At 37.4% G+C, this 23191-nt stretch carries 27 protein-coding genes and 1 riboswitch; of the genes, 11 read left to right on the forward strand and 16 right to left on the reverse strand.

Translation table 11 applies throughout. The annotated features are described in order from the left end of the window. Positions 1-126 precede the first annotated feature (126 nt). From LV704_RS16055 to gndA, 9 genes are all read right to left on the reverse strand, one after another. Positions 127-585, reverse strand: coding sequence for an SRPBCC domain-containing protein (locus tag LV704_RS16055; protein ID WP_163422741.1), 459 nt, complete (start codon positions 583-585; stop codon positions 127-129). After that, entirely contained in the window at positions 578-907 is a 330-nt protein-coding gene (locus tag LV704_RS16060; protein WP_163422740.1) for a helix-turn-helix transcriptional regulator, read from the reverse strand. The genes LV704_RS16055 and LV704_RS16060 overlap by 8 nt, the downstream gene beginning before the upstream one ends. A gap of 85 nt (positions 908-992) precedes the next feature. Continuing rightward, complete coding sequence (locus tag LV704_RS16065; protein ID WP_163422739.1) at positions 993-1487, reverse strand: YdeI/OmpD-associated family protein; 495 nt, start codon at positions 1485-1487, stop codon at positions 993-995. Positions 1488-1567: 80 nt separating this feature from the next. Beyond that, entirely contained in the window at positions 1568-1894 is a 327-nt protein-coding gene (locus LV704_RS16070) for a hypothetical protein (protein ID WP_163422738.1), read from the reverse strand. Positions 1895-1967: 73 nt separating this feature from the next. Next, entirely contained in the window at positions 1968-2663 is a 696-nt protein-coding gene (locus LV704_RS16075) for a YafY family protein (RefSeq protein WP_163422737.1), read from the reverse strand. A gap of 140 nt (positions 2664-2803) precedes the next feature. Further along, the gene (locus LV704_RS16080; RefSeq protein WP_163422736.1) at positions 2804-3244 is read right to left on the reverse strand and encodes a carboxymuconolactone decarboxylase family protein; all 441 of its coding nucleotides are present in this window, start codon (positions 3242-3244) and stop codon (positions 2804-2806) included. Positions 3245-3310: 66 nt separating this feature from the next. Beyond that, positions 3311-3886: a Crp/Fnr family transcriptional regulator gene (locus tag LV704_RS16085; protein WP_163422735.1), complete on the reverse strand. Its 576-nt coding sequence runs from the start codon at positions 3884-3886 to the stop codon at positions 3311-3313. 17 nt (positions 3887-3903) lie between these two features. Continuing rightward, a complete protein-coding gene (locus tag LV704_RS16090; protein ID WP_163422734.1) occupies positions 3904-4308 on the reverse strand; it encodes a hypothetical protein in 405 nt (134 codons plus the stop codon). Positions 4309-4365: 57 nt separating this feature from the next. Beyond that, positions 4366-5775, reverse strand: a complete 1410-nt coding sequence (gene gndA, locus LV704_RS16095; protein ID WP_163422733.1) for an NADP-dependent phosphogluconate dehydrogenase — start codon at positions 5773-5775, stop codon at positions 4366-4368. 184 nt (positions 5776-5959) lie between these two features. Between gndA and zwf the strand changes: the two genes are divergently transcribed. Together zwf and pgl are read left to right on the forward strand one after the other, a co-directional pair. Beyond that, positions 5960-7492, forward strand: a complete 1533-nt coding sequence (gene zwf / locus LV704_RS16100) for a glucose-6-phosphate dehydrogenase (protein WP_163422732.1) — start codon at positions 5960-5962, stop codon at positions 7490-7492. Positions 7493-7606: 114 nt separating this feature from the next. After that, positions 7607-8320, forward strand: a complete 714-nt coding sequence (gene pgl, locus LV704_RS16105; RefSeq protein ID WP_163422731.1) for a 6-phosphogluconolactonase — start codon at positions 7607-7609, stop codon at positions 8318-8320. Here the strand turns inward: pgl and LV704_RS16110 are convergent. From LV704_RS16110 to LV704_RS16135, 6 genes are all read right to left on the reverse strand, one after another. Further along, positions 8317-8862 carry an acyl-CoA thioesterase gene (locus LV704_RS16110; RefSeq protein WP_163422730.1) on the reverse strand — a complete coding sequence of 182 codons (546 nt, stop codon included), beginning with the start codon at positions 8860-8862 and terminating at the stop codon, positions 8317-8319. The genes pgl and LV704_RS16110 overlap by 4 nt on opposite strands. Position 8863: 1 nt before the next feature. Further along, positions 8864-9229 (reverse strand): 6-phosphogluconate dehydrogenase, encoded by a 366-nt coding sequence (locus LV704_RS16115; protein ID WP_163422729.1) that lies wholly within the window; start codon positions 9227-9229, stop codon positions 8864-8866. Between the two features lie 3 nt (positions 9230-9232). Beyond that, entirely contained in the window at positions 9233-10576 is a 1344-nt protein-coding gene (gene rmuC, locus LV704_RS16120; protein ID WP_163422728.1) for a DNA recombination protein RmuC, read from the reverse strand. Positions 10577-10656: 80 nt separating this feature from the next. Next, on the reverse strand, positions 10657-11436 hold the full coding sequence (locus tag LV704_RS16125; protein ID WP_163422727.1) for an ABC transporter ATP-binding protein: 780 nt from the start codon (positions 11434-11436) through the stop codon (positions 10657-10659). Beyond that, positions 11436-12467, reverse strand: a complete 1032-nt coding sequence (locus LV704_RS16130) for an iron ABC transporter permease (protein WP_163422726.1) — start codon at positions 12465-12467, stop codon at positions 11436-11438. The genes LV704_RS16125 and LV704_RS16130 overlap by 1 nt, the downstream gene beginning before the upstream one ends. Continuing rightward, the gene (locus tag LV704_RS16135; RefSeq protein WP_163422725.1) at positions 12468-13625 is read right to left on the reverse strand and encodes an ABC transporter substrate-binding protein; all 1158 of its coding nucleotides are present in this window, start codon (positions 13623-13625) and stop codon (positions 12468-12470) included. It abuts the gene before it with no gap. Positions 13626-13680: 55 nt separating this feature from the next. Beyond that, positions 13681-13912: riboswitch (cobalamin riboswitch) on the forward strand. A gap of 72 nt (positions 13913-13984) precedes the next feature. Here LV704_RS16135 and LV704_RS16140 point away from each other — a divergent pair. Continuing rightward, a complete protein-coding gene (locus LV704_RS16140; RefSeq protein ID WP_163422724.1) occupies positions 13985-15841 on the forward strand; it encodes a TonB-dependent siderophore receptor in 1857 nt (618 codons plus the stop codon). A 17-nt stretch (positions 15842-15858) separates the two neighbouring features. Beyond that, on the forward strand, positions 15859-16797 hold the full coding sequence (locus tag LV704_RS16145; protein ID WP_233782066.1) for an ABC transporter substrate-binding protein: 939 nt from the start codon (positions 15859-15861) through the stop codon (positions 16795-16797). A gap of 49 nt (positions 16798-16846) precedes the next feature. On the opposite strand, the gene LV704_RS16150 is transcribed toward LV704_RS16145, so the two are convergent. Next, positions 16847-18286, reverse strand: a complete 1440-nt coding sequence (locus tag LV704_RS16150) for a S41 family peptidase (RefSeq protein ID WP_163422723.1) — start codon at positions 18284-18286, stop codon at positions 16847-16849. Positions 18287-18498: 212 nt separating this feature from the next. On the opposite strand from LV704_RS16150, the gene LV704_RS16155 reads away from it, so the two are divergent. From LV704_RS16155 to LV704_RS16185, 7 genes are all read left to right on the forward strand, one after another. Further along, on the forward strand, positions 18499-19008 hold the full coding sequence (locus LV704_RS16155) for an RNA polymerase sigma factor (protein ID WP_163422722.1): 510 nt from the start codon (positions 18499-18501) through the stop codon (positions 19006-19008). Beyond that, complete coding sequence (locus tag LV704_RS16160) at positions 18995-19414, forward strand: hypothetical protein (protein ID WP_163422721.1); 420 nt, start codon at positions 18995-18997, stop codon at positions 19412-19414. Before LV704_RS16155 ends, LV704_RS16160 begins: the two co-directional genes overlap by 14 nt. Before the next feature lie 10 nt (positions 19415-19424). Next, positions 19425-19964, forward strand: coding sequence for a DUF4252 domain-containing protein (locus LV704_RS16165; RefSeq protein WP_163422720.1), 540 nt, complete (start codon positions 19425-19427; stop codon positions 19962-19964). A 79-nt stretch (positions 19965-20043) separates the two neighbouring features. Beyond that, the gene (locus tag LV704_RS16170; protein ID WP_163422719.1) at positions 20044-20586 is read left to right on the forward strand and encodes a DUF4252 domain-containing protein; all 543 of its coding nucleotides are present in this window, start codon (positions 20044-20046) and stop codon (positions 20584-20586) included. A 20-nt stretch (positions 20587-20606) separates the two neighbouring features. After that, the gene (locus LV704_RS16175) at positions 20607-21146 is read left to right on the forward strand and encodes a DUF4252 domain-containing protein (RefSeq protein WP_163422718.1); all 540 of its coding nucleotides are present in this window, start codon (positions 20607-20609) and stop codon (positions 21144-21146) included. Between the two features lie 147 nt (positions 21147-21293). Further along, complete coding sequence (locus tag LV704_RS16180; protein WP_163422717.1) at positions 21294-22112, forward strand: mechanosensitive ion channel family protein; 819 nt, start codon at positions 21294-21296, stop codon at positions 22110-22112. 441 nt (positions 22113-22553) lie between these two features. Further along, positions 22554-23141: a hypothetical protein gene (locus tag LV704_RS16185; RefSeq protein ID WP_163422716.1), complete on the forward strand. Its 588-nt coding sequence runs from the start codon at positions 22554-22556 to the stop codon at positions 23139-23141. Positions 23142-23191: the final 50 nt, after the last annotated feature.

The raw sequence follows: 23191 nt of genomic DNA on the forward strand, positions 1-23191 counted from the left end.
CTTTGTAATGTTGTAATTGAGTTTACTGGAATCTTATCCAGCTTTTTCATTATACTTTTAAAAGTATAAAATGTTCCATAAAAAAAGCCCCATTAGTTGGGGCTTGGATTAAAATGAAAGCTTGTTTTAGCTATTCTGTAAAAACTCATGAAGCCTTTCAAAAACGGAGCCCCAACCGTTGTAGAAGCCCATCTGCTCTTGTTGTTTGCAATACTCCTCTGTTTCGTGAACACAATTAAAGGTAAAATGGGTTTTATCACCATCGGCATTAAAGATTGCCTGTATTTCTACACCTTCTGTCATGGGTTTAAAGTTAGCAGTGGATACTATTTTTTTGTGCATGACTATTTCGGAATACACACCATCTGCAATGAATTCATTTCCGTCGGGCATTCGCATCGCATACTTCCAATTTCCCCCAACTTTAAAATCATGTTCCAATACTTTGGTTTCCATTCCCTTTGGCCCCCACCATTGGGCAACATGCTCAGGTTGTGTCCAGGCTTCCCACACCAATGCAATAGGCGCTTCAAAAGTTCTTTCCAAGGTTAGTGTTCTGTTTTTGGGATTGTTTACTTCACTCATCTTTTTTGTTTTTATTCTGTAATTGGGTTAGGTAATTTTCAAAAGAATCCAGCTTTTCTTCCCATAGATCTCTATATTGATCTATCCATAAAAAAGCGGGAATAAGGTTTTTCGGTTGAATCATGCAGTAGCGCTCCCTTCCTTGTTGATTAAAGGTCACAATACCACATTCCTCCAGTATTTTTAGATGTTTTGATATGGCAGGCCTACTCACATCAAATTTTTCGGCTACAGTGTTTACGGTCAATGTCTCTTTGGACAAAAGCTGAATGATATCTCTACGGACTGGGTCTGCAATGGCTTGAAAAACGTCTCTTCTCATATTATAGGTAACCGATTGGTTACAAATATAAATGTAATCATTCGGTTACACAAATAAATTTTTGGTCATTCAAGTATGGGTTGGGTTAATTCTCCGGTACATGGAACTTCAATCCTTTGGATAATCTATCCATCATTTTTAGAATCCGTATTGCCTTGGTTTCATCTGTTTTGGCGTTGTAAATCCAATCTATGTAGGCTTTTTGACTGCCCTCCGCAAAAGAATGAAAGGTTGTTAGAAGTTGTTCGGGTTCATTTTTAAAACATTCCAAAATTTCATCTGGAATTTCAAAAGAAGAATGGTCAGCATAAAGAATCACCTTTACATAATCACCATTCGTTTTGTTGATTTTTTTTCTAATTGCTGCTTTAACTGGAAGGAAGAGTTGACCGTTGCCCATGGGCATGAGCTTGTGCTGGTTTAATGTATAACCATCTATGGAGCCTCTTACTTTTACCCATCCAAATGGTGTGTTTTTGTTTTGTAGCACCTCAGAAATAGCTGCGTAAGTCCAGCCTCCTTTACCTGGGAATTTTTGAAGTAGATATTCTTGGTTCACAAGCGGTTTTTCCTTCTTCATTATTTAAGGAGAATTGTGATCTGATTTCCAATATCAGAAAGAGGCATCTTTATAAAGATACCTCTTAACCGATCAGTAATTTAATAGCTACGAAGTATTTCAAAATGTGAAACACCTTGTTCAGACTTCGAATTATCTGCTTCCTCCATAAGCTCAAAATAGGCTTGGCAAGCCAGATTTTTTTCGGCATTGCCCAATGCCGTTTTTGCATCTTCAATGGTTTCCCAGTATACCAAATCAATATAGTTTCTATCAAATTTCTCCAGTAAATCTCTTTTTAAAAAACCTTTTTGATTTTGCAGAAAATCGTTTTGCAGTGCTTCAGAAGCTTGCATTAACTCAGCTTCCGTAACTCCTTCCTTGATGGTAAAAGGAGCCCATTCCAACAGTTGTTTGTCTTTGTTCATTTCTTGACGGTTGTATTTTTTAATTGTATAACAAAATTAAAAAAGCTGGGTGTCAACTGTATGTCAGTAGTGTTTAGGAACAATTCTCCAATTGTGTATTAAAATAATCTTGCAAGCTGAAAGACTTTGCTTTTTCAGAAGTGGAGGACAATGTTTTTAATTCCAGAATTCGATCTAACCTAAAATTACGAATCTCATCCCTATGATGGCAAAAGGCAATTAAAATCCAACAATCGTCATTAAAATAAAGCCCTAATGGCTCTACATCGCGTTTGGTTACTTTATCGCTATATATGGTATGGTAGGTAATGTCAAGTAATCCAAAAGAGGTAATTGATTTCTGAATTATGGACAGAAATTTACTGGTAGGAGAGGTTTCGTTTTTATGATGATGGATGATTCTGCTCTCTAACAATTCTACCTTTTCTTTTTGTCCATTTTTTAAAACAGACTTTATTTTGGTCAAAACGGAAGCATAATTTTTTATGATGGAACTCTCTGCATTTTGGTGAACAAACCTTTCTGCTGTCACCAGGGCATTTGCTTCTTCCTCTGTAAAAGAAACGGGAGGCAGGCTATACCCATCCACAATAAAATACCCGGTTCCAGCTTCAGAACCAATTGGCACCCCTGATTCTTGCAATGTTTTTATATCGCGGTAAACGGTACGCAAACTAATATCAAAACTAGAAGCAATTTCTTTTGCTGTAATTACTCGTTTGGATTGTAGTTTTACTAAGATGGCCGTAATTCTTGTGAGTCTGTTCATGTATTTAGAATAAACTTTAAGGTTTAGATGCAGGGATTTTGGTACGTTGCTAAGCAATGCATTCCATCTATAAATTTACTGAGATAAAGTTAAAAACAACTCGGATTTTCCCAAACCGTTTTGTTCTACCAACTGCTTTTTTAATTCCAAAGTGGTTTGTGAGTGCTTATTGCAACTCGGTTCCAAACATTTATGACCGAGATAGCCATGATAATTTTCGAAAAGTAATGCTCATCAAATTTTTCAATTGCTTTTTTATACGTTTCATCAGTCAGTCCGTTCCTATGAATTAGGGTTACTTCTTCAGTAATTTGAAGAATAACTTGCTCTTCTTCTGAAAATACCTCCGCTGTTTGCCAAGCATCCAACAAAAAAAGGCGCTGTTGGCTTTCGCCATTTTTCAACGCTTCTTTTGTGTGCATATCTATACAGAAAGCACATCCATTAAGTTGTGAGGCTCTAATTTTTATTAGCTCATAATGCGCTTTGCTCAATCCACTTTGTTTCATATAATCCTCTAAGCCAAAAATGGCTTTATAGGCTAAGGGTTCTGCTACGTCAATTTGAATTCTTTCGTTCATTTTAAGTATATTTTTGATTGTTGATGCAAAGTTAAATGCACCAATCTTCAAAAAACTTAAACCCGCTTAAGAACGTTTCTTTGCTCGTATTTCGCTTACATATTCTGGAGTAAGGCCCAAAAAGGAGGCAATCAGATATTGGGGAACGCGTTGTGCAAATTGTGGAAACTGTTCGGTAAATTGAAAATAGATTTTTTCTTTAGAGAGGTCTGTCAAATACTTCATCTTAACCAAAGCGGAACCATACGAGATTTGATAAATGATTCGGAAATACTTTTCTAGCTGTGGAAATTCTTTTAATAATAATTCTTGCTTGCCATGGGTAATGGTAAGGAGTCGAGTGTTTTCAACCGCCTGAATGGAAAAATCTGTCACAGTTTGATTATGATAGGCCAAATTATCTGTCATCCACCAGTTTTCAATGGCAAATTGTACCGTACGCTCTACACCTTTATCGTTTGTAAAAAACATATGGAGGCAGCCATCCAAAACAAAATGATTATCTCTACAGATAGAGCCTACTTCAACTAAAATCTCTTTTTTCTTCACGGTACGCAGCTCAAAATACCGAAACATTTTTTGAAAATCGTCTTCTGTTAATGCTACATATTTATTAAAATGGCGGAATAGTTGTTTTGGCATTTTCGTTTCTTATAGCTTTAAATCATAAATAATATTTCTTCAATCCGTTCTCTTTTTGAAATATGTTTTGGATTTATGCTTTCATATTCTTCAATATAACCAAAGAAAAAAAGTCGCTCATTGATAGTCATTCCAATAACAATGCTCTTTATTGAGTTTTTAAAATTCCAGAATAAATTTTCACATTTTTCTTGATCTGAATTTTCCGGATATGACCATCCAAACATCCTCCCTTCTTTATCTAAATGTTCAATTAGATTACGATTATTTTCCGGTTTTTGAGACGCTATCTCTTTTCTTACCTCAGTAGTTCGGTTTAAATGATCCTCTACTCTTTGATCTAGTTGATTTTCTTTAGAAATTCTCGTCAATTCAACAATATAGGTGTCAAGTAAAATTTCAATATCAATAGAATAACTCATACTAGATTTTGTAGTTATTACTTGATTTATATTATCACTTTTCCCTTTAATGAAGCTTCAATCCTCCCACTCGGTGTGAAAAATACCTTCTTTATCCAATCGTTCATAGGTGTGGGAACCAAAATAATCGCGTTGCGCTTGTATTAAATTTAAGGGCAATCTGCTGCTGGTATAGGCATCAAAATAGGTAAGGGCATTGGATAGTCCAGGTAACGGAATACCATTGGTTGCCCCATAGGCCACTAATTCACGTGCGGCACTTACTGTTTCTTGTACTTTATCCACAAAAGAAGGAGAGAGTAATAAATTTTGTAATTCAGTATCAGCTTTAAAGGCTTCGGTAATGTCCGCTAACAGCGCGGCGCGTATAATACAGCCTGCTCGCCATATTTTTGCAATTTCGGCCAGTTCCAGTTCATATCCATATTCTTTGGAAGCATCTGCCAATTGGTGCATGCCTTGTGCATAGGTAATGATAAAGGCAAAGTACAGCGCACTTTCAGCTTTGTTCACCAGAGTTTTCTTGACCACAGATTCCGGAGCGGGACGCCCATATAGTTCATCTGCTTTTACGCGTTCTTCTTTTAGGGCAGAAATCTCACGCATACTTACCGCAACATCTATAGTAGGGACTGGGATACCTAAATCCATCGCGTTTTGTGAAGTCCATTTTCCAGTGCCTTTTTGTTTGGCCTTGTCCAATATCTTATCAACTAAATGGCCATCACCCAAATCGTCTTTTTGCTCAAAAATTTCCGAAGTGATTTCAACCAAAAACGATTGCAATCGCCCTGCATTCCAAGAAGCATAGGTTTCATGAAGTTCTTCATTGGTTAAATCCCCAGCCTTTTTCAAAAGATCATAAATTTCTGAAGTCAATTGCATTAAACCATACTCAATGCCATTGTGCACCATTTTCACATAGTTTCCTGCAGACTTTGGCCCTAGATATGCCACACAGGGCTCACCTTCATATTTGGCGGAAACGGCTTCAAAAATGGGTTTTACATGTTGATAGGCGTCTCTGGAACCTCCAGGCATAATGCTTGGTCCTTTACGGGCTCCTTTGGCACCTCCAGAGACTCCAGCTCCAAAGAAGTTAATGCCTTTCTCTTGCAAGTAAGCTTCTCTTCTGTCTGTGTCTGTAAAAAAAGAGTTTCCCCCATCAATAATAATATCACCCTTGTCCAAATGAGGAAGCAGATTGTCAATAACAATATCAACCACTTTTCCTGCTGGAACTAACAGCATTATTTTTCTGGGCGTACTCAGCCCTTGCACAAAAGTGGCAACATCTGAAGTGGCATTTACCTTAGCTGCATCTCCTCCTTCTTTAATAAGCGCATTTACTTTTTCCTCATCTAAATCATTGCCAAAGGCGGTAAAACCATTGTCCGCAACATTAAGAATAAAATTACGCCCCATTACCCCGAGGCCTACGAGACCAAAATCATATGTGTTTGACATCTTCTTTGTTTTTGCTTTCTTGCGTTAAGACAACACTAAGTAAGCTATTTATTGAATTCCGAACCTAAAATAAACGTTATATTCGTTATGCTCAAAATTAAATGGACAGGTTAAATTGTTTTTTTAGAAAAAGCGCTTTAAATCATGGCTTTTTGAGTCATCCAAACAAGTACACTTAGAATTTATGAAAAAGACCAATAACCAAATGCTCGTTATTTTTGGGGCTTCGGGAGATTTAACTGCAAGAAAGCTTATCCCAGCTTTGTTCAATTTATATGTTGCCAAACAATTGCCTAAAAATTTTGTGGTTTTAGGGGCAAGTAGAAGTGACCTTTCAGATGAGGAATTTCGGAATAAAGTAGTTTACCAAAGCCCATATTTAAAAGCAAAGATTGAGGATCTTAAAGAAAACTATGTAAAAGGATTTGCAGACAGCCTTTTTTATGAAGATTTGGGTAGTGATTACACTGCTGAATATACCAATTTGGCTGAACGCATAACCACTTTAAACGGGTTACACGGTACAGATAACAATTACATGTTCTACCTATCCACTCCGCCAAGTTTGTATGAGCCAATAGCCAAAAATTTGGCAGATGTAGGCTTAAACAGTCAAGAAAAAGGATGGAAAAGGGTTATAGTAGAAAAACCGTTTGGATACAGTTTGGAAACTGCCAAAAAATTGAATACTGGCCTTCAACAATATTTTAAAGAACCACAGATTTATAGAATTGACCATTATTTGGGCAAGGAAACAGTACAAAATCTTCTGGTAACACGATTTTCCAACAGTATTTTTGAGCCACTTTGGAACAGAAATTATATTCACCATGTGGAGATTACCAATGCGGAGAGTGTAGGGGTTGAAAAAAGAGGGGGGTATTATGATAAGTCAGGTGCGCTGCGCGATATGTTCCAAAATCATTTGATGCAAATAGTTTCTTTGGTAGTAATGGAGCCCCCTATTGGCGACCAGCCTGAAGAAATTAGGAACGAAAAGGTGAAGGCATTGAAGTCCCTTAGAATTATGAAGGATGAGAAAACCTTTTTTGACAATACCATTCGCGCACAATACGTAGCTTCAGAGATTAATGGAGAAAAAGTGAAAGGCTACCGAGATGAGGATGGGGTTGACCCAAATTCTACAACTGAGACGTATGCCGCTATCAAATTTTTTGTAGATAACTGGCGGTGGGAAGGCGTTCCTTTTTACGTACGAACCGCAAAACGGATGCCTACCAAAGTAACGGAAGTCATTATTCATTTTAAATCACCGCACCATCAAATTTTCAAGGATTCTGGTGTTAACAACAAAGACAACAAATTGATTATTCGTATTCAACCGGATGAAGGAGTGTTGATTAAATTTGGAGTAAAAGTACCCGGGCAGGGCTTTAAAGTAGAAAGAGCCAACTTGGACTTCTACTATTCCAGTTTAGCACAAACCTATGTAATGGAAGCCTATGAGCGACTTTTGTTGGATGCCATGCAAGGTGATGCTACCTTATATGCCAGGGCGGATGAAGTGGAAGCAGCTTGGGAGTTTGTAGATCCAATTTTAAACTACTGGAAAAACGGTAAAGACGTTAGAATGTATGGTTATGCTGCTGGTGTTTGGGGTCCTGAAAATGCTGATGAATTGATAGATGACTTAGGTTTTTGGCGAAATCCGGGTTCAAATTTAGCGGATGACCCGGGGTATTGTGTGATTTGTTAGATTCAGTTATCAGTTATCAGTTATCAGTTATCAGTTATCAGTTATCAGTTATCGGTAGTCGGTAGTGTCAGTTCGAGTGCAGTCGAGAACGATTCAAGTCAAAGAAATTAGTTTATGGAGTTAAAAATATTTAAAGATAAAAACGAAGTAGCCCAGCAGTTTTCCGCTTATTTTTCTGAATTGGTTGAAGGTAAATCAGTCTTCCATGTTGCACTCTCCGGTGGGAGCACACCAAAAATTGTATTTGATGTTTTGGCCGATGAGTTTTCAGTTAAAATTGATTGGAGCAAGATTCATTTTTATTGGGGTGATGAACGATGCGTGCCTCCAACGGATGACGAAAGCAATTATAAAATGACCGTGGAACATCTTTTTTCAAAAATTGAAATCCCTGAAACTAACATCCACAGGATTTTAGGGGAAAATAACCCGCAAGAAGAAGCAAAACGATACGGAGCGTTATTAGAAGACCGGTTGCCTTCTCAAAACGAAACGCCTCAATTTGATTTGGTCATTTTAGGAATGGGAGATGACGGACATACGGCTTCTATTTTTCCACATGAAATACAATTGTGGGACTCCGACAAAAACTGTGAAGTGGCCATTCATCCAGATTCAGGGCAGCGAAGGGTTAGTATTACAGGTAAAATCATTAATAGCGCTCAAGAAGTAGCCTTTTTGGTTACTGGAACTGGAAAAGCAGAAAAAGTTGAAGTCATTATTGAAAAAATAGATGGGTATGAAGTTTATCCTGCTTCTTTGGTGCATCCAGATTCTGGAAACCTAGTTTGGTTTATGGATAAGGATGCCGCTTCTGGACTGAATTAGTCCAAATCCAATTTTACATTTTGTCCATCTAGAAATTCCAGGTACTCTTTCACTTTAAAATTAGACGATTCATATTTGCTATCCCTTGAACTTGCTGAAGCTTTACGTTCTAAACTTCGTGCAAAACGGCGAATACCCTGCTTATCCTTTAAGATTAATCCTGGAATCACAATATTTTTGCCATTTTCATCTTTGGCCACCATGGTAAAGTAAGAGGAATTACAATGCTTGGTCTTACCCGTGGTAATATTTTCAGACTCTACTCGTACACCCACAACCATAGATGTTCTGCCCGTATAATTAATAGATGCTTTTAATGTGACCAATTCCCCAACCTCAATTGGGTTTAAAAAATCCACCCGATTTACAGAAGCGGTTACACAATAGGCTTGCGAATGTTTTGAGGCACAAGCAAAGGCAATTTGGTCCATTAAATTTAAAATGTGCCCTCCGTGTACTTTACCCCCAAAATTGGAATGGGAGGGAAGTATAAGTTCTGTTATGGAAACGTTGGATTCTTTGGCGATTTTGAACTTTTTCATTTTAGTTTATAAAATGTGGAGATGCTTCAGGTTGTATTTTGGTAATAAAATGTTTGGTGTCACCTAACCAAAAAAAGGTAGAATACCGTTCCTTATAAGTCACTTTGACATAACGTCCTTGGTATTCCTTCATTTGTTCAATGACTTCTTCTTGGCTATCCTCCACCGAAAAGGAAAAAATATTGGTACCTGATACTCCTTGACTTATTTGACCTTCCCACGTTTTTACCAATACCCCTTTTCTGCTAAATTTTATCAATTCACCAGAACGATATCCTTCACTAAAAGGAACATAATAAATAAAAGCGAAATAGGCAGCAATCCCGAATAGAATTACCGAGATGCCGATAAACAAAACTTTTCTCATGGGTTACAGTTCAAGTTTAGGTTCTTCATAATCGTCTTCTTCAGCACGCTTTAAAATAGGTTCTGGAATGGATTTCTTTGCTTTTGCACCCATTTTTTTAAGTTTTTCAATGCTTGTAACTATGTTTCCTCGGCCTTCAACCAATTTATTCATCGCACCCCTATATTCGATTTTGGCTTCATCCATTTTTTTGCCAACTCTGGTTAAATCAGATACAAATCCTTCAAATTTATCGTAAAGTGCACCCGCTTGCCGAGCAATTTCGATAGCATTTTTCTGTTGTTTTTCGTTGTTCCACATAGTATCAATGGTACGTAAGGTAGCCAATAGTGTGGATGGAGTAACGATAACAATATTTTGTTCAAAAGCCTTGTTGTACAAAGAATTATCATGGTTTATTGCAACGGCAAATGCTGGTTCTATGGGAACAAAAAGTAAAACAAAATCTGGACTTTCCATCTCGTATAAATCCTCATATTTTTTTGCTGAAAGCTGCTCCACATGCTTTCTTAAGGAATTAATGTGATCTTTTAAATGTTTTTCCTTCAGCTCGTCTTCAGCATTGGTGTAGCGTTCATAGTCTGTTAATGAAACCTTGGAATCCACTACCATCTTTTTACCATCGGGAAGATGGATGATGACATCTGGTAAAACACGGCTTCCGTCTTCAAGGGTAAAACTTTGTTGTACGCTATACTCTCTATCTTTTTCTAAGCCAGATTTTTCCAAGACACGTTCCAACACCAATTCTCCCCAATTCCCTTGCATTTTGCTATCACCCTTTAAAGCTTTGGTCAAATTTTCTGCCTCTTGGGTAATTTTAAGGTTCTGATTTTGAAGGTTGAGCAACTGTTCTTTTAAAGCTGAATTAATGCTTATGTTTTCCTTTTGAGTTGCTTCTACTTTTTTCTCAAACAACTGAATTTTTTCCTGAAGCGGATTCAAAATCTGTTTTATATTTTTTTGATTCTGCTCTGTAAACTTGGTACTTTTTTCATCAAGAATTTTGTTGGCCAAGTTTTCAAACTCTTTGGTAAATTTCTCCTGTAATTTTTCTACTTCTTCCTTTTGTTCTGTATTGATGCGTTGCAGGTTTTCTAAATCAGCCTGATAACGAACAATTTGGTTTCCTTGCTGTTCCTTTTCAGATTGCAGTTGTTTTTTTTCTGCATCACCAGACAGCAACTTATCATTTAAAACATTGATAGAACTGTTCAATTGCTGTTCCCGCTCGTTCCAGACACTTTCATTTGACTTTGTCTTTAGCTTTTGGATATACATACCCAAAAACAAGCCAATAGCAATAGCTAGTATCCCAACAATTAGATAAATCAATGTGCTACTCATAGAATTTATTTCCTCGCATAAAGATAAAGGTTCCTGTGTTTCATTCTACAGACTCAGGATGACTTTTCAAACGATAAAATCTATTTTTTCACTTTAAAAGAGCCCGTTTTGGCATCAAATAGAACCATCTCAGAGGGAAATAAATTTTCAAAATGCTTTTGCTCAATCAATTCGCAGGGTTTTCCAAATGGATTATCAGCTCCATCCAGTATCAAAATTTTGTCACACAGTTGAATGGCCAAATCAATTTCATGACTGGTAAAGAGTATGGTCTTTTCCTTATCATGTGCCAGTTGCTGTAGTAATTTTAGAATTTGCACTTTGTGGTATAAATCCAGATGGGTAGTAGGTTCGTCCAATAAAATTAGGGGTGTGTCTTGCGCCATGGCGCGTGCAATCAATACCCGTTGTAGTTGCCCGTCACTGAGTTCATGGCATTTATTGTGCCTTAGGTCATTTAACAAAAATGCAGTCAAGCTATCTTGAATAAAAGTTTTATCAGATTGGGATAATGTGTCAATCCAATTGGTATAGGGTTGTCTTCCAAGAGCGATTAATTCTTCTACTGTAAGGTTTTTGGACGATGGTTGCTCCGTTAATACTACGCTGAGTTCTTGGGCCAATTTTGGCGATGAGTAATCTGCTAGATTTTCACCTTTAATTGTAATGGATCCTGATAGTTCTGGCTGAAGGTTTCCAAGCGTACGCAGCAATGTTGATTTCCCCACTCCGTTTACACCAATAATGGCACATAATTCACCTGAATCGCAAGAAAAATTGATGTTTTTGGCAACGGTTTTGGATGTGTAGCCAATTGCTAAATTATTAATCGATATGGTATGGATTTTTGGGTTGGACATTAAAATAACATTTTACGTTTTCGTACCAACAACCAGATGACCACCGGTGCTCCAACAAGTGAAGTAATTGCATTTATAGGTAACACATTGGCAGAATTTGGTAATTGAGCAATAGTATCGCACAACAACATTAAAATGGCCCCATAAAGAAACACGGACGGAATTAAAACACGGTGTTCCATGGTATCAAAAATTTGCCTGGTCAGGTGAGGTACTGCTAAGCCTACAAAGGCAATGGGCCCAGCAAATGCGGTAATACCTCCAGCCAACAATCCAGTGGCAATGATAATGAACAATCTGGATTTTTTTAAAGAAACACCAAGGCTTTGCGCATAGTTTTCGCCCAATAAAAAAGCGTTCAATTTTTTAATGGAAAGAATGCTCAATAACATTCCTACACCAACAATTCCGCCAAGCAGGATAACTTGTTGGGATGACAGATTACCCACGCTACCATAAGACCAAAAAATAAAGCGCTGCAAGTTTTCTGCGGTTGAAAAATATGCCAATACACTCACGATGGCCGCTGTAATACTGCCAAACATTAAACCAATGATCAGTAGTGCCATGGTATCTTTTATGCGATTTGCCACTAGAACTATTACAAGAAGGACAAGGAAACTCCCAATACTGGCCGCAATGGCCAATGAAACATCACTCAAAAGCGTAAAAGAAGTAAGACCTGTAATGAGCGAGGCCCCCATTAAAAGTAGTGCAGCTCCTAGACTTGCTCCGGAACTAATGCCCAGAACAAAAGGACCTGCCAAAGGATTGCGAAAGAGCGTCTGCATCAATAAGCCACTTATAGAGAGTCCACCTCCTACCAAAATAGCGGTAAACGCTTTGGGAATGCGATAGTTCCAGATAATGTAGTTCCATGAATCAATTTTAACTTCTCCTCCAAATAGAGAAGATAGTATGGCTTTAAAAGGGATGGTTACAGAGCCAGAACTGATATTTAGTATCCATGCAAAAAACAATGCTAAAAGAATCAGCACAAAAGAAATGCGATATGATTTGGCCTGCTGCATTTAGTTCAAAGGCATATAAAAACGAGGTTTATGATCAGGAAGAAGTTGTGGGTGCAGAATGGATATTAGATCTTTGAGCACCAAATCTGGACGTTGAGGGGCCAGTTCATAAAAAAGGAGTCCACCCGTAGCTCCTTTATTTATAGCGTTTGAGAAAACTTTTTTATTTGTAAATGCTTCAAATTGTTTGTAATGTGCATTGACCTCTTCCAATTCTGTATATGACGTATGCAAAGACGGATTAAACCAAAATTCAGCCTGTTGGCCTTTTTCTAAAACAGCTTCTAAACTTAATCCAATACTTCCTTTTACTTCCGTATCTGCCCAAAGAAATTTGGCATTGGCATCTTTTAAAAATTGTCCCATCCAACTTTCCCCACCTGATACGTACCAAACATCTTTGTATAGCCCGCCTGTTAAAACGGTTGGTTTTTTTGTCGCTTTTTTAGCTAAAAGTTTGGTTTTGTTATACGACTCTTCAATCCCCTTAAAAATGCTATCTGCAACTGCTTCTTTTTGAAAGAAGGGAGCAAAGAACTTAATCCATTCCGCTTTTCCTAAAGGAGTCGACTCGGTCCAATCACCATTGTAAACAATAGGAATATTGGATTGTTTTAGTGTTTCATATGCCCTATTTACACCATTTATTCCAAAGCCTACAACAACTTCTGGATTCAATTCCAAAGCAATTTCAGTATTAATATTTTCATTGGTTCCTAATTCTTTGATCAATCCAGAATCAATTCGTTTTCTGGCCGCTGTTGATGAAATTAAGTTCATATCTGGAAACCCAATAACAGCATCTAATGCCCCTAAGGCCTCTAAAGATGGAATGTGCGTTGTTGAAGTTACCACCATTCTTTCCACGGGGATTGCTACTATTGCGTCGTAGGCATCACGGGGAAGAGTAATGGAAGCCAAATTTTCTCTAGGAATCAATGCGTATTTAAAAGCGATATCCGAACCAGGCCAAGCAGATTTTACCTCAATAACCGTAAAACTGCCGTTTTGTTCTACGGTGAAGCCCGTAGCATGTTCAATTTTAATTTTTGTTTCGATTTGTTCAACAGGAAGAGACTTCTTTTTTTCTGCGCAATTGGAAAGAAAAAAGATGATTGGAGTAATGAAAAGAAGTGTTGAAAGCAGTTTTTTTGACATAGCCCCAAATGTAAGATTATTTAACTTTTACAAAAAAAGATTAAACAGAATGATTACATTCGTGCCGAATTTTGGTTCATGCAAGGAGCTTTTCTTTGTATGATTAAAAGGGAATCCGGTGAGAATCCGGAACTGTTCCCGCAACTGTAAGCTATGCCGAAAGCAATTGATTTTAAAAATCAATCCTAGTAGGTGCTTGCCACAACTTCAAGACCACTGCATTTAAGAGCGGGAAGGTAGTAGGCAAGACGCAAGTCAGGAGACCTGCCCAATTCAAACAAAAACATGTTAAACTTTCGGGTAAAAGGTTTACGTATGGGTACAGACATACTATTCTCCCGTTTATTCAAGTAAACGAAATGAAAAAAAGTATTTTATTTTTAAGTGCCGCTATTTTGGCGGGCAAAGGCCTTTCTGCGCAAGATTCGCAGCAAGATTCAGTTCAAGTGCAACAACTGGATGAGGTTGTTGTCAGTGATTCGCGTTTTGCATTGAAACGAGAAAATTCCGGTAAGACGGTCATTAAGATTACTGCCGAAGAGTTGGAACGTAATCAAGGTAAAACGGTAGCAGAACTCATCAACACAAAAAGTGGTATTGAACTCACCGGTAGTAGAGGTCGTGATGGTTCTGTGTTCGGTGTTTTTGCCCGTGGTGGTAGGGGCAAACAGGTATTGATCATTATTGATGGAGTTCGCGTGGCCGATCCATCGTCTTTTTCGGCCGAATACGATTTACGGTTGTTATCCACCCCGGAAATTGAATCCATTGAAATTATTAAAGGTGCGGCAAGTACTTTGTACGGAACCAATGCAGCTACTGCAGTTATCAATATTACCACAAAGAAAAGCTCCAAAAAGGAAATTACGGGGAATTTTCAATCTACTGTGGGCACAAACCAGACCTCTGATGACCAGAACTACAATCTGGCAAGTTTTGCCAACAGTGCTCTGGTAAGTGGTACATTAAATAAGTTCAGTTATAGTGCAGCATTTTCAAATCGTTATTCAGATGGGATTTCTGCTGCTACCACTCCGGAAAATGAAGAAGATTCTTTTTCACAGTTTAGTACCACTATTAAACTTGGCTATAAATTTTCTGAAAAATTTGAACTCACGGTTTATGGGAACCAAACCAAGTATGATACCGAGTTTGATGCTTCATTTGCTGAAGCGCCAAATCAAACCAAGTTAGACCAACAAAGGGTAGGGATTTCCTCGTCTTATGAATATGCAAAAGGGTCACTGCATATTAATTCGGCCTACACGGATTATGAAACAGATTCTAAATCTACTTTTGGAGAAAGTATTTCCGAAGGAAAAAACCTAGTGCTCAACGTTTATAATAAATACGTTTTTGCGGATAAATTATATACCGTTTTAGGGGTTGATTTCTTAAAGGACGAAGCTACTTTTACTGATAACGAAGAACAGACCATTGTAGATCCGTATGTAAATGTGGTCTATGTTTCGGAATTTGGACTTAACCTAAATGCAGGGGCTAGGTTCAATACGCATTCTGAATATGGGAATCATTTGGTCTACAATTTTAACCCTTCCTACGTTTTTTCGTCTGCCAATGGTTATGTAAAGTTGCTGGGATCTTATGCCACTTCATACATTACACCTAATTTAACACAGCTGTTCAGCAGCTTCGGAAATGAAGATCTAGAACCTGAGGAGAACGGAACAATAGAGGGTGGAGTAGAATATGCGGTAAATGATAAGTTGCGTTTAAGTGCCATTTATTTCAGCAGAAATGAGAAGAATAGAATTGGTTCTGATGAAAACTTTATCAGTGCCAATATTGCTGATGAGATAGATGCAACGGGTATTGAAACCGAAGTAACATGGAAGCCAATCCCAGCATTCAATGTAAACTTAAACTATGCATTTACGGAACGTAAGGGTGATAATGCCATTCGTATTCCAAAGCATAAAGTAAATGCCTCTTTCGGATATTCATTTTCGGATAAAACTTATGTTTCTTTAAATTATCAATATACAGGAGACCGATTTGACACCGATTTTAGAACCTTTGAAGATGTTGCATTAGACCCGTTTTCATTGGTTAATCTTTATGTAGGGCATCAATTGTGTGATAATTTTAAGTTGTTCATCAACGCCAATAACCTTTTGAATGAGGAGTTTGTAGAGGTTATTGGTTTTACTACTAAAGGGAGAAACATCAATGCTGGTTTTAACTTTACCTTTTAATTGATTAATTTGATGATATGTTGAAGGTCTGTTCTTTTATGCCCGCTGTTACCCAAATGATTTATGATATGGGTTTGGATGGGCATTTGTATGGAGTCACTTTTGAATGCCCAGAACAGGCCTTAAATGAGAAGAAACCTGTGGTTCGGTGTATTTTGGAGGGGAAAAATCTATCCAGTCAAGAAATAGACGCACTTTTTTCTGCAAGCAAGCATCAAGGAAAAGATTTATACTATGTAGATGAACCGCTCTTGGAACAGATTTCTCCTGATGTTATCTTCACGCAGGATATGTGTGATATCTGTCAAATAGATACTGCATGCACAGCGGCTGCTGTAGCTAACCTAAAAAAACAACCAGAACTAATTTCCATTAGCCCAGAATCGTTGGAAGATGTTTTTCAATCCGCCATTACAATTGCTAAAGCAATGGGCAAAGAAGAGGTAGCTTATACTTATTTGGATGGATTGCATAAGCGTATTGATACAGTGATAGATAAATTAAGGGAGGCCAAGGCTTTGCCAAAAAGAATTATGCTGATGGAATGGTTAGATCCAATATTTAACTGTGGTCATTGGATTCCCCATCAAATAGCATATGCTGGGGGTATAGATATGCTTTCTAACCCTTCTGGGGACAGTATTGTAACACTTTGGGACAAAATAATAAAGTATGACCCAGAAGTGTTGATTATTGCTCCATGTGGATTTACTGTTGACCGTACTCTGGAAGAGATGCATATTTTAACTGAAAAAGATGGGTGGAACAGTTTAAAAGCAGTTCAAGACAATGCTGTTTTTATTGCTGATTTTGATATGTTTACCCAATCCTCGGCCAATACTTTGGTTGATGGCATAGAGTTGTTAGCAGGCCTTTTTCATCCAGATGTGCTTGAAGTCCCTAAAAGACTGTCAGAGAAATACAAACCTTTCAATATAAAGGTCATTCAAGAATAAAATTGATATGAATAGATATAAAAAAAGCGGCTCATTGAGCCGCTTTTTTTTATTTGAGATTTAGTTTAATAGGTTTATCCAAAAACATATTGTCTTTACCCGGTTTAAACATTTCCGTGCCCATAAGCACTTTTCCTGTCATTAGCGGTTCAAAGCTTGCTTTGCTGGTTAAGCCAGTAATTTCTTGTAGAGCTCTTGCCAAAAGTGGTTCGGCAGGATTGCCCAAAACACCTAAGTTGCCAAAATCCTCTTCTAAAACAATATTTGGAACCAAACCATCTGTGTAATCAAAAAATCCGTCTGCATTCTCGTTTCGGCCCACCAAAGGTTGTATGGCCCAACTGTTCTCCGGATTTATAGAATTTTCTCTTGAAGCGCTATAGATATAATCGTTATCTGGGTCGTCTACCATGGTGATGGAAAATTCATTTTTGCCACGTGTGGTTTCTCCAATATGGATAACTTGAACATATGGTGCAAGACCGTTCATGACCAATTCACTTGCAGATGCCGAACTATTGGTTGCAATTACATAAACCCTGTTTAAGTTCAGGGTATTTATAGGACTTCCATCATTGGTGGTCGCAGCAAAATAATCTTCAAGTTGAGATGCACTAAACTGAGACTGTATTTTAGCGTTCCATCGTTGTCTAATATAGAGGTCATTGGTGTTTGTACCATAAATCATGCTTGCCAACAGGCGAGAAGAATTTACTGACCCCCCTGGATTATAGCGCATATCCAAAACTAAATCTGTAACATTATCCGCAGCAAACTGACCAAAGGCATCATTCAGTTGCTCATCAAAACCGCGGGTAAAACCATTGTACATGAGGTACCCTATTTTCGCTCCACCAATATCTAACGTATTGGCAACAAGAACAGGGTTTTCTGTCAGCCCTTCAAGTTTGGTTAAAGACACTTCTTCATCAGTATCCGTAATGGTGGACCCATTAATAGTGGCCAACCCTAAGGAATAGGTGTCATTATCTCCAAATAACAAATCCCGAAAATTACCTGCAGTTAATTGTTGACCATCAACCCGAGTAAAAATATCACCGCGTTGTATGTCTTTGGTTGCTGCATCAGAATTAGGAATTATATAACGAACATAACCAAACACATTATCTCCACTTGCAAAGCTGACCAATCCAAACTCCAGACCGTTACTTTTAGATATTCCATTAAGGCCATTGACCAAAGTAGTATAGTCTTCATTTGAAAAGCTAAACCTATCTTCGGTAAACTGAATACCATTGTAAAAATCTAACGGATCAGGAGTTCCTTGTAAGAACTCTATGTATTCAGAATCAGAGGAAAATCTATTGTCGGCTAAATTAGGAACTTCACCTTGCCAAAAGTACCATAGGTTCATGGCACGCCACATAAAGTTTTGGACAACAATATCTGTTGGTACCGCATCATCATCACTGTTACAAGAGTTTAGGAGAATTCCAAGTCCAACTAAAAGGAACAAATATTTTTTCATAGCTAATTTTTCGTAAGAATTATCAATTATCATTCCATATAATTAGGAAAGAATAGTAGGTTGGTGGTATAAATTTTTAAATTCTTACAAATTTTCGACTACAAAATAGATACATATAAGGAGACTGCAAATTTTTTGTAACAAAATTCGATATACGTCGTCGTGATTATGTAGGCAAATTTAAATAGCTTACAAACAACTAAGAAAACCAAATGAAACAAGCCGAATTTTTAAATACAGTGATGCCCTTTAAGGACAAGCTATACAGACTGGCTAAACGGTTGTTGGTTTCTAGGGAAGAAGCAGAAGATGCCACTCAGGAAATTTTGCTAAAACTATGGTCAAAAAATGAGACCATGGAAGAGTATAAAAATGTAGAGGCCTTTGCAATGACCATGACCAAAAACTTTTGTTTGGACAGATTAAAATCCAAGCAGGCAAGTAATTTAAAGTTGGTGCACAGCAATTACAATGATGAAAGCACATCTTTGCAGAGACAATTAGAAGCAGAAGATAGTGTTAGGTGGATGGAAAGAATTATGGATGGGCTGCCGGAACAACAAAAAATGGTACTGCAGTTAAGAGATGTTGAACAATACGAGTTTGAAGAGATTTGTGAATTGCTAGATATGAAACCAACAGCAGTACGAGTGGCACTGTCACGGGCAAGAAAAGTAGTAAGACAAGAATTAGTAAAAAAACATAGCTATGGAATTGGATAACATAGAAAAATTATTGGAAAAGTATTTTGAAGCAACTACAACGGTTGCAGAAGAAAAAGAATTACAAGTTTATTTTTCTCAGGAAAGTGTAGCAACACATCTAGAGCAATATAAACCCATGTTCAGTTACTTTTCTAGCGCCAAGGAAGAACGGTATACCAAGCAGGTTCCATTAAAACCTAGAAAAAACTATTATAAATGGATTTCCGTAGCAGCCGTAGCAGTTTTAACCTTTGGCATTTATTTTGGTAATGAATACCAAGAGAAAAAGCAGGCAGAGTATGCCTATCAAGAAACCAAAAAAGCTTTTGAGCTCTTAGCAACAAATTTTGGTAAAGGCACAGAAAAGGTCGCCTATTTGCAAGAGTTTGAAACCGCAAAACAAAAAATTTATAACAATAATTAAATCGTAAATAATGAAAAGGAATATTTTAATAGTATTAATAGCCGCACTGCCGCTTACGGGGTTTTCGCAATCACTCTTTGATAAATTTGAGGATTTGGATGATGTAACCTCCGTTGTGGTGAACAAGAGTATGTTCAATCTGTTGGCAAAGATAGATGTTGAGGTGGATGATCAAGAGGCCCAGGATTTTATGGATGTGGCCAGCAGTCTCAAAAGTTTAAAGGTATTTACCACAGATAACAAACAAATTGGGGATGATATGAAGTCTTCAGTGAGCAGTTATCTTAAGTCTTCAAGGATGGAAGAGTTGATGCGTGTGAAAGATAAGGATGCCAATGTGAAGTTTTACATTAAGCAAGGTAAAGATGAAGACCATGTTAGTGAATTGTTGATGTTTGTTACAGGTTTGAAAGAAGTAGAGGCCGATGGAAGAAAATTTGAAACTGTACTACTTTCTTTAACAGGAGATATTGACCTGAACAAAATAAATTCGTTGACAAACAAAATGAATTTGCCAAAGGAGTTGAACAACGCTGGTAAGAAACAATAAATAATGAACAGTTTTCAGTTGACGGAATGCGAATTTTAGTTAATTGAAAACTGTACAAGATCAATCAAAAAACATCAAAATGAAAAAAGTAATTATAATACTATTGATGGGAATGCTTCCCTATATGGGGATTTCGCAGTCAATATTTGATAAGTTCGAGGATTCGGATAGAATAGGAACAGTGACCATTAACAATGGTATGCTAAAGCTGGTAACGGTTATGATGGCTGATGAAAAGGATGAGGATACCAAGGATTTTGTAGAGTTGGCCAAGAGCATCAACAATATCAAGATTTTTCTTTCTGAAGATGAAGGAGCTGCAGCGGACATGGCTACGACCATGAAGCAATATGTAAGGTCTTCGAAATTGGAAGAGTTAATGAAAGTAAGAGATGGTGACACTAATCTTAGGTTTTATATAAAGAATGGGAAAAATGAGGATAGGGTAGAAGAGTTATTAATGTTCGCGACTGGAATCGATGATAAAGGACATGGGGGCAAACATCACAAGTTTGAAACCGTTCTGCTGACCATGACAGGGGATATTGACTTGACCAAAGTAGGTTCGTTGACCAAAAAGATGAAGCTTCATAAAGGTTTAGAGCACTTGGATAAAGAATAACATCAATCAAAAAATTACAGATGAAAAATATATTTAAAACTTTAATAATAGCAGGGGCCATACTTTTGGCCTCCTGTTCGTCGCAGCAAAGTTTACAAGAGTATTATGTGGACAATTCGGAAAATCCAAATTTCATAACCATAGATGTTCCAGCGAGTATCTTAAAAATGGATGGGGTTGATTTAACCGAGACGCAATCTGAAGCCATTGAATCTCTTCGAAAATTTAATTTGTTGGCGTTTAAAAAGAATGCCGACAATGCAGCGGAATATAAAATAGAAAAGGCAAAAGTAAAGGAGATTCTAAAAGACGACGAGTTTGTCGAACTAATGAAAATTAACTCTTCCTACGGAAAGGGCGTCATTAAGTACCTAGGTGATGAAACTGCCATAGATGAAGTGATTATTTTTGGAGATAGTAAGGATAAGGGCTTTGCATTAGTTAGGGTTTTAGGAAAGGACATGAACCCCGCACATATTGTGCAACTCATGCAAGCAATCCAAAAATCTGATTATAATGGTGAGGGATTAGGTGAGATCGGAGCCTTTTTGAAAGGATAATAATACAACCATCCAAATAAACAAATCCCGGACAGCTTACGTTGTCCGGGATTTTTTACGCTTTAAAAGCTCTGATACAGGGGATTTTGTGACCTAATTTTTATATTAGTGTCTCAAAACAAGAACACTAACAAATCATTAAAAACTATGGAAAAAGCACAAGAGTGGATGAATTACGGATTGGAATTGGCCAAGGAGTTCGGACCTAAATTGGTTACTGCAATTCTAATTTACATCGTAGGTTCATGGATAATCAAAAAAATTACCCGTACCGCAGGTAAAGTAATGTCCAAAAGCAAGTATGATGAATCCTTGCAACGATTCTTATTAAACCTAGTTTCTTGGGCTCTTAAAATATTCCTGATCATTATCGTTATTTCTAGGCTCGGAGTTGATGTAACTACATTTGCAGCTGTTATAGCAGCGGCCGGTTTGGCAATTGGTCTAGCGTTACAAGGATCGCTATCCAATTTTGCAGGTGGGGTGTTGCTTATGATTTTTAAACCCTATCGTATTGGCGACTTAATTGAAGCTCAAGGAGTTTTAGGCGTTGTGAAGGAGATTGAGATTTTCACAACCAAATTGGTGTCACCGGATAATAAACTCTTAATAGTACCCAATGGAGCTATGGCCAATGGAAACATTGTTAATTATACCGCAGAAGGTAAGATTCGTGTGGATACGGTTATTGGAGTTGCTTATGAAGAAGACATAAAGCAGGTTAAAGAGGTGTTGATGGAAGTTTTAACATCAAATCCAAAAGTTTTAAAAGACCCTGCGCCATCAGTAAATGTATTGGAACTGGCCGATAGTTCAGTCAATTTTGCGGTTAGACCTTTCTCGAAACCAGAGGATTATTGGGATGTGTATTTTGCTACTTACGAAAATTGCAAACTGGCGCTTGACAAAGCAGGGATTGAAATTCCCTACCCACATGAAGTTGAGGTTATCAAAACATCTAAATAAAATGAATGCCGCACTGAGTATGTAAAAGTGCGTTGTTAAAATCATTTGTACATCGAGCGCAGTCGGCATGAAAATGTGTTTGGCTGCGTTCGATTGTATTACATATTTACCATCTTTCTCAATCTATAGCTTAAGCCCGTCAGCTGAACCTTGAATCCTAAATTAAATTTCCCTGACTTTGTTCTTGTAAACCCGGCAAGGCTCGTATCAGCAGATATAAGCAACTATACCAAGACAAGGGCCAGGACTTTTTCGTAAGAGAGCCACAACCTTTTTAATTTATAAATCAATCATAGTTTTTTATAAAAGATTCAATGGGTGATGTAATCATTCTTCAAATTGCACTATGTCGTTGGTAATGGAGGGGATGAAAATTACGATCAGAAGAATATCTGGTACTTCAGCCAGTAAAATGCAATAACAAATTTTTATAAAAAAGACATGAAAAAACTCATTTTAGCCCTGTTGGTAGCATTTGTGGCAATTAACATTCAAGCGCAGGACAACATTAAAAAAAATCCCGTTGTTCAAGATTTAGACTTTCTTATTGGAACATGGGAAGTTGAATTTGATTGGTATGATACGCATAAACCCGGATCTGAGCCGGTGTTTTCAGAAAAAGGAACAATGGTTTGTTATTATGATTTAGATTATCGGGGTACCAAAAAATTTATTTTTTGCAAATTCAGCCTTCATACAGACAGCGGTAGACTAAAAGGAAGATATAGAGAAACATTGGAAGTTATTCAATGGAGTAAATTCTCTAACGCATTCGAAAAAACCGGTGTTTTTAGCAATTGGCCGGCCACTGGGACTGGAACCTTCATTTTTGACCCTATAAAAAGAACGTTCTACTATGAAGGAGAACTAGGAGTTCAAGATGGAATGGTTGAGAAAATGGTTGAAACATACCAATTTAATGAAGACTATACAGCGTTTGAAAAAAGAAATATAGCCAACTTTTCAGATATGCCAATTACCGAGTTTAACCTCACTATGACCTGTAAGGCAAAAAAAGCAAACGACTGATGGAAGGTAAGACGATGGAAATGTAACGAATACAATAGGCATCAACCTTT

This window comes from Flagellimonas sp. CMM7, assembly GCF_021390195.1.
Classification (GTDB): Bacteria; Bacteroidota; Bacteroidia; order Flavobacteriales; family Flavobacteriaceae; genus Flagellimonas.